This window comes from Terriglobales bacterium (assembly GCA_035937135.1).
Lineage (GTDB): Bacteria > Acidobacteriota > Terriglobia > Terriglobales > Acidobacteriaceae > DASYVL01.
The window spans coordinates 36,602-42,601 of sequence record DASYVL010000094.1; the positions used below are offsets into that span (position 1 = coordinate 36,602).

5 protein-coding genes are annotated in these 6,000 nt (G+C 66.7%); 1 reads left to right on the forward strand and 4 read right to left on the reverse strand.

What is annotated here, in order from left to right; genetic code table 11:
- Positions 1-161 precede the first annotated feature (161 nt).
- Positions 162-1,274, forward strand: coding sequence for an energy transducer TonB (locus tag VGQ94_05765; GenBank protein ID HEV2022017.1), 1,113 nt, complete (start codon positions 162-164; stop codon positions 1,272-1,274).
- 62 nt (positions 1,275-1,336) lie between these two features.
- Here VGQ94_05765 and VGQ94_05770 read toward each other — a convergent pair whose 3' ends face one another.
- The 4 genes from VGQ94_05770 to VGQ94_05785 all read right to left on the reverse strand — a co-directional run.
- Positions 1,337-2,518, reverse strand: coding sequence for an ATP-binding cassette domain-containing protein (locus tag VGQ94_05770; protein ID HEV2022018.1), 1,182 nt, complete (start codon positions 2,516-2,518; stop codon positions 1,337-1,339).
- Complete coding sequence (locus tag VGQ94_05775) at positions 2,518-3,624, reverse strand: FtsX-like permease family protein (protein HEV2022019.1); 1,107 nt, start codon at positions 3,622-3,624, stop codon at positions 2,518-2,520. The genes VGQ94_05770 and VGQ94_05775 overlap by 1 nt, the downstream gene beginning before the upstream one ends.
- On the reverse strand, positions 3,621-4,886 hold the full coding sequence (locus tag VGQ94_05780) for an ABC transporter permease (GenBank protein HEV2022020.1): 1,266 nt from the start codon (positions 4,884-4,886) through the stop codon (positions 3,621-3,623). Before VGQ94_05780 ends, VGQ94_05775 begins: the two co-directional genes overlap by 4 nt.
- 2 nt (positions 4,887-4,888) lie before the next feature.
- On the reverse strand, positions 4,889-6,000 hold a 1,112-nt coding region (locus tag VGQ94_05785; protein ID HEV2022021.1), incomplete at its 5' end, for a Fe-S-containing protein.

Consider the following 6,000-nt stretch of genomic DNA (forward strand, 5'->3'; position numbering starts at 1 on the left):
GCTCCTGGCGGCATCCAACAGGGTAGCGAAGTCATATTCCCTCGGTACGGGTGGGGTGTATTCATGCAACTTCGGGGGGACTTTGGTCATCTCTTAAAGAAGCCGGTAGAGCAAGCCGCCGGCATTTTGGCCGTATAGCGGTTGCAGCGGGGAAGGGAATCGTGTTGCAGCTGGAGTTGTATAAGAACCCGCGCCGGGAAAACCCGGCAGAAGAAGAAGACCTGGGGCTGCTGCTCGAGCTCGATGTGCCTTTGTGGCGCTCTCTCGCTCGCGGCCTGAGCGGGTTGTTCTCCCCGGCCCCCGCGCCCTTACAACTGGCTTCGCGTCCCGTGTCGGTGCGGGAGCTCCGCCTGGACCAGCCGCTGTGGCGTTCGCTCGCAGCCAACCTGGGTGCGCTGCTGTTCCCGGAGAAGCTGCCGCCGCTGCAACTCCAGTCCAAGCCAGCGAAGGTGCGCGACATCTGGGGTGCCTACGATAATCGCAAGTCAGGATGGGCCGGCACCGTTCTGGTGCATGGCAGTGTTGCCGTGGCCATCGCGGCCTTCTACCTGGGCGGCGGGAAAGTGGTCGAAGCGCGACGCCACGAAGCCGTGGTGCTGATCCCCACGGACATCTCCGACTATCTGCCGCTCTCCAACAAGAAGCACGACACCATCGGCGGCGGCGGCGGGGGCGGCGACCGCGACAAACTGGCCGCTCCCAAGGGCAAGCTGCCCAAGCTGGCCATGGAGCAGTTGGCGCCTCCGGCGGTCATCGTCCGCAATGAGCACCCCAAGCTGCCCGTGGAGCCTACCGTGGTCATCCCACCGCAGGTGAAGCTCGCCCAGGTCAACATGCCCACCTTCGGCGACCCCGTGGCCCAGGTCGGTCCGCCTTCGAACGGCACCGGCTCCGGCGGCGGTATCGGGTCCGGGAGCGGAGGCGGCGTAGGCTCAGGGGAAGGACCGGGCGTCGGCCCCGGTCGCGGCGGCGGCATCGGCGGCGGCATCTTCCGCGTGGGCGGTGGGGTCTCAGCGCCCCGCATCCTCTACCAGCCGGATCCGGAGTATTCGGAGCAGGCCCGCAAGGCCAAGTACGAGGGCACGGTAACTCTCTGGCTGATTGTTGGGCCGGACGGCCGCCCGCACGACATCCGCATCTCCCGCAGCCTGGGGATGGGCCTGGACGAGAAGGCCGTGGAGGCCGTTCGTCAGTGGAAGTTCGAACCCGCGCGCAAGAGCGGCCAGGCCGTGTCGGTGCAGATCAACGTCGAAGTGGAATTCAGGCTTTACTGAAGAATCACGCTTTAAGTCACAGATTCCACGCCTCTTAAATCCCCACAATTGAGAGTGGTGTTCTAACTTCCGCAGCAGGCTCCGGGCGGGATGGGGCTGCCGTGCGGGCAGGTCTTGGGGTGTCCCAGGAAGGAGCAGATCTTTTCCGTGGCCTCGGGCGAGAGGATGTGCTCGAACTTGCACGCCTGCTGCTCGATCTCCCTCTCGTCCTGCATGTGCAGGGTCTCCATGAAGAGGCGCTCGGCCAGGCGGTGGCGCCGGATGATGTCCGCGGCCCGCTGCCGCCCGCGCTCGGTGAAGCCGACAATCCTGTCGCCGTCCGCAGGCAGGTCCCCGGCGGGGCGGAGGAAGTCGTGGCAGCGGTCGAGCACCGGCTTGTGGCCGTGCGGCTGCGGCGGGTGGGCCTCGACCGTGACCAACCCCATCTGCCGCATCTTGTCCACCGCCAGGGAGACGGGCAGCGCCCCCGAGACGCTCATGCGGCCTACCTCGGCCAGCTCGTTGCTCTCGCCGATGACCCACATCTCTTCCAGGACCTCGTCGAACTGCTCCGCGTCGGCCATGGCGAAGATCTCCTGGGAGGCGATGCGGCCGTGATGCAGGTCCACGCGGCGGTCGGCCAGGCGGGCCACCACCGGGTCGTGGGTCACCATGATGACGGTGCGTCCCTGGCGGTGCAGGTCGCGCAGCAGCCGCATCACAATCTCTTCGTTGACGGCGTCCAGGCTGCCGGTGGGCTCGTCGGCCACGAGAATCGACGGGTCGTTGATGAGCGCGCGCGCGATGCACACTCGCTGCTGCTCTCCGCCGGAGAGCTGCGCCGGCAGGTGCTCCGCGCGATCGCCCAGCCCTACGCGTTCCAGCGCCTGCCGCGCCTCCTGCTCGTTGGTCATGCTGTGAAAGTACTGCGCCAGCATCACGTTCTCGACAGACGTGAGATAGGGAAGCAGATGGAACTGTTGAAAGACGAAACCGATCTTCTCGGCGCGGAAGCGGTTCAGCTCGCCCACAGAGAGCGAGCCCAGTTCCTTGCCCTCCACCCAGACTTCGCCGGCGGACGGGCGGTCGAGCCCGCCGATGAGGTTCACCAGCGACGATTTTCCCGAGCCCGACGGCCCCATCACCGCCAGCCATTCGCCGGTTGCCACCTCGAGCGATACATCTTCCAGCGCGTGCAGCAGGCTGGAATCGCCCTCTGCTTTCGCGGGGTAGGTCTTGTGCACGTGTTTGAGTTCGATGACCATCACTCGCCTTTGAGGATCGCTGCCGGCTGCACGTGTCGCAGCAGGGAGATGGGAATCAGCGCCGAAAGCACAGCCACCAAGATACTCCCCGCCAGCACCGCGGGAAAAACGTCCAGCCGCGGGGAGATGGGGGCATGGAAGTTGGCGCGCCCGATCCACGCCGCCGCGCCCACCCCCAGAGCGAATCCGATGACCGCTCCGGTTGTTCCCAGCGCCGCCGCCTCCGCCAGAAAGAGACCGTTAGCCATCCACTCCGAAGCGCCCAGGGCCTTCATGATCGCCAGGTCCTTGCGGCGGTCGAATACCGAAGCGGTGAGCGTGGCCAGCACGCACAGGGCAGCGGTCACCAGGATCAGGGCCACTGCCGCCAGAATGGTGGAGCGGGTCTTGCCCAGCACCTGCGCTTCGGCTTCGAGGATCTGGCGCACCGGGCGCACCTGCGCCTGGGGCAATGCCGCGGAAAGTTGCTGCGCAGCTTCTTCGACCTGTTGAGGCGACCCCGCGGCCCGCACCTCGATGGTCGAGTAGCCGATTCCCGTCCACGCCTGAAAATCCGCCATGGGCAGGTAGATGCGGCTGTCCTCGGCTGCCCCGGTGCGCAGCGTTCCCACGGGTTTCACCCGAAGAGTGCGTCCCTGGAAGGTCAGGTCAAAGGGCTGCCCGTCGGGCGCGAGTGCCTGTGCGGCGCGCGCGCCCATCAAGGCGTCGCCGGGGGCAGCGGGCCAGGCCGTGACCGACCACCAACTGTTCAGCGTGCGCACTCGGATCATGTCCGTCCCGGCCACCACCACCGGCGAGCCGTCGCTGGTCTTGGCGATAGCGTAGGAGAAGGGAACCGCGATCCCGCGGCCGCCCATCGCGGTCTCGATTGTTTGCAAAGCGCCCTCGGGCAACGTGCCGCCGTCCGGTCCGATCACCACCAGGTTAGCGCCGTAGTTGCGGAATTCACGCTCCAGCTTGGCGCCGGCGTCGGTGTACAGGTTGAGCATGGCAGTGGCGACGGTAGCGGCCACGGCCAGGGCAGTGAGCGCGGTTAGCGAGCGGCCCGGGTGCACCAGGGCGGCCCGGAGCAGCATGCGCAGGAACATGGAGCGTCGCGGGTTCATGCGTCGCCTCGCAGCACGATTGCCGGATCGAAGCGCAGGGCGCGTCGGATCGCCGCTGCGCTGCCGGCAAGAGTCACCAGAACGGCCAGACCGAGGACCAGCGGCAGCAGTACCGGGTCGAAGCTGATGGCACTGCCGAATACTGACTTGCCGATCTGGCGGGCCATCGCCATCCCCGCCAGCAGGCCGATCCCGCCGCCCACCAGCGCCAGGATCGCAGACTCCGCCAGAAAGACGGCGGCGATGGCCTGGTTGCCGGCGCCCAGGGCCTTCATCAGTCCGACCTCGCGGCGGCGCTGCAGCATGGCGGTGGTCATGGCGGCGGAGACAGCCAGTGCCGAGGACACGAGCGCTGCCAACGTCAGTAGCAGCATCAGCCCTTCGATGCGAGTCAGCACCGCGCCTTCGTTCTGCGCCACCTGGCGGATCTGCTCCGCCTGCGAGTGCGGGATGGCCTCGCGCAATTGAAAAGCGATGGAGTTGGCGTAGGGCGAGCAGTACCAGGCGTCGCGGTCCGCGGGACTCATGCTGCCGGGATCGCGGCGCGCGAATGCGTCCTCCGGCTTGGTCAGCGCGCTCACCAGCACGCGGCGGACCGCTCCCGGCCGCTCGGCAATCTCCTGCGCCATGTGCAGCGGGACCACAACCGCTTCGGTCTTGGGGTCGCCGGGATCGAGGATTCCAGCCACACGAACGCTTCGGCCCGCTATACGCACTTCGTCGCCGGGCTTCAAGTGCAGACGCGAGGCCAACTCCGTCCGCACCAGGACTTGCTCGGAATCATCGGCCGGCCAGACGCCCTCCACCTTCCACCAAGGATGCAGCGCGCGGATGCTGCTGGTGAAGCGCTCCTTCCCCAGGGTTAACTCCTTGGAGAAGTACGTGCCAAGGATTGCGACCTTCTCGGTCCCGCCGGCCGCAGAAACCTCCGCCTGGAGCGGGAGCATTGGAGCGAAGGCCACTACGTTGTTGCGCCAGAAGATGCCCTTGATTTTCGGCAGGTCGGCTTCGCGCAGATACGCGCCTTCGCTGGCCGGCTTCAGGTTCAGCCCTCCGGCTTCTACGTCCAGCGTGTCCTCCTGGGGGTAGACAACCAGGTTGGCGCCGTAGCTGCGCAGCTCGTGACTGACCTTGTCGCCGATGTCGGTGGCCACGGCGATCATGGCCGTCGCCACCGCTGCGCCCAGGGCGATGGCCGTTCCCGCTAGCAGCTTGCGCCGCCGCTGGCGCCGGAACGACTCGTAGACCAGGCGGATGAACATTCTCAGTCCTTCACGCGCGATGAAGCGGAGGCGAAGTCCGCCTCGGAAATGGTCACCGTCGTCTCGGTGAAAGTGGCTTTGAGAGGGACGGGATTGCACCCGCCCTGCTGGCCCACGCTCTGCGGGTTGATTGGGGCGGCGCAGTGCTTGCACACCACCCCGGTGGCGGTCTGGTAGAACCCGACGCGGCCGCAGATCTCGCAGGCGTCGAGCAGCGCGGCCACCGTCCCATCCGGCTTGCGGTAGAGGAAGAAGCGGACCGGGACGCCCTTCAGGCTGGCCGAGTAGCGGTGCAGCTCGCCCGCGCCGACCTCGGAGAGGGGAAGGGCCAAGCGGCCGTCCTCGAAGGTCACCTCCGTGGCGGGGGAGAGCCCCGTGGCGCTGCGCGCGTAGATGAACTGTGCCGTCACCAGAAGGATGAAGACGAAGGAACTGGCATAGACCGAAGCCATCCACAGGCGCTCCCGCCGGAAGGTCCACTCCTGCTTGCGCTGCTCGGCGCGCGATTCAGCCGCCGCCGGCGCCGGCGCGCGCCGCCGGTACTCGAACAGCACCATCAGCGCCGCCAGCGCCAGGATGGTCACAAAGAAGAACAGGTCGTTGCGCACGATGGGGCCGATGATCGCCATCTCCCGCCGGCTGGAAGGGAGCACCCCGTTCTCGGAGAGCTCGTGCAAGCCGGAGACCACCAGTTGGAAGGCCACGAAGAAGAGGATGACGGTGGTTATCTGGAAAAACTTACCCAGGTTAATGCGCACGCTGCCCTTGACGAACATCACGCCAAAGACCACCGCCAGCGCCACGCCGGCGAGCGTCCCCAAAAAGCTCATCAACTCGGTCGAGTTCAGGGAGACCGCGGAGAGGATGAGAACGGTCTCCACGCCTTCGCGCAGGACCATGAGGAAGACGAATAGGAAGAGGCCGATGGTCGAGCCTGTGCCGGCCATGGAGCCCACCCGGGTTTCGATCTGGCCCTTGAGGGTGCGGGCGGCGCGCGCCATGAACCAGATCATGGTGGCCACGAAGAAGGCGGCGATCAGCATCACCCAGCCTTCGAAGACGTCCTGGTTGAACCCGGTGCGGGAGAGAATGACCGCTCCCGCCACGCTGGCCG

What these genes read in the sequence shown, in the direction of transcription:
- VGQ94_05780 (HEV2022020.1), bottom strand. Translation starts at nt 4,886, where the DNA reads ATGTTCATCCGCCTGGTCTACGAGTCGTTCCGGCGCCAGCGGCGGCGC.
- VGQ94_05775 (HEV2022019.1), bottom strand. Translation starts at nt 3,624, where the DNA reads ATGAACCCGCGACGCTCCATGTTCCTGCGCATGCTGCTCCGGGCCGCC.
- VGQ94_05770 (HEV2022018.1), bottom strand. Translation starts at nt 2,518, where the DNA reads ATGGTCATCGAACTCAAACACGTGCACAAGACCTACCCCGCGAAAGCA.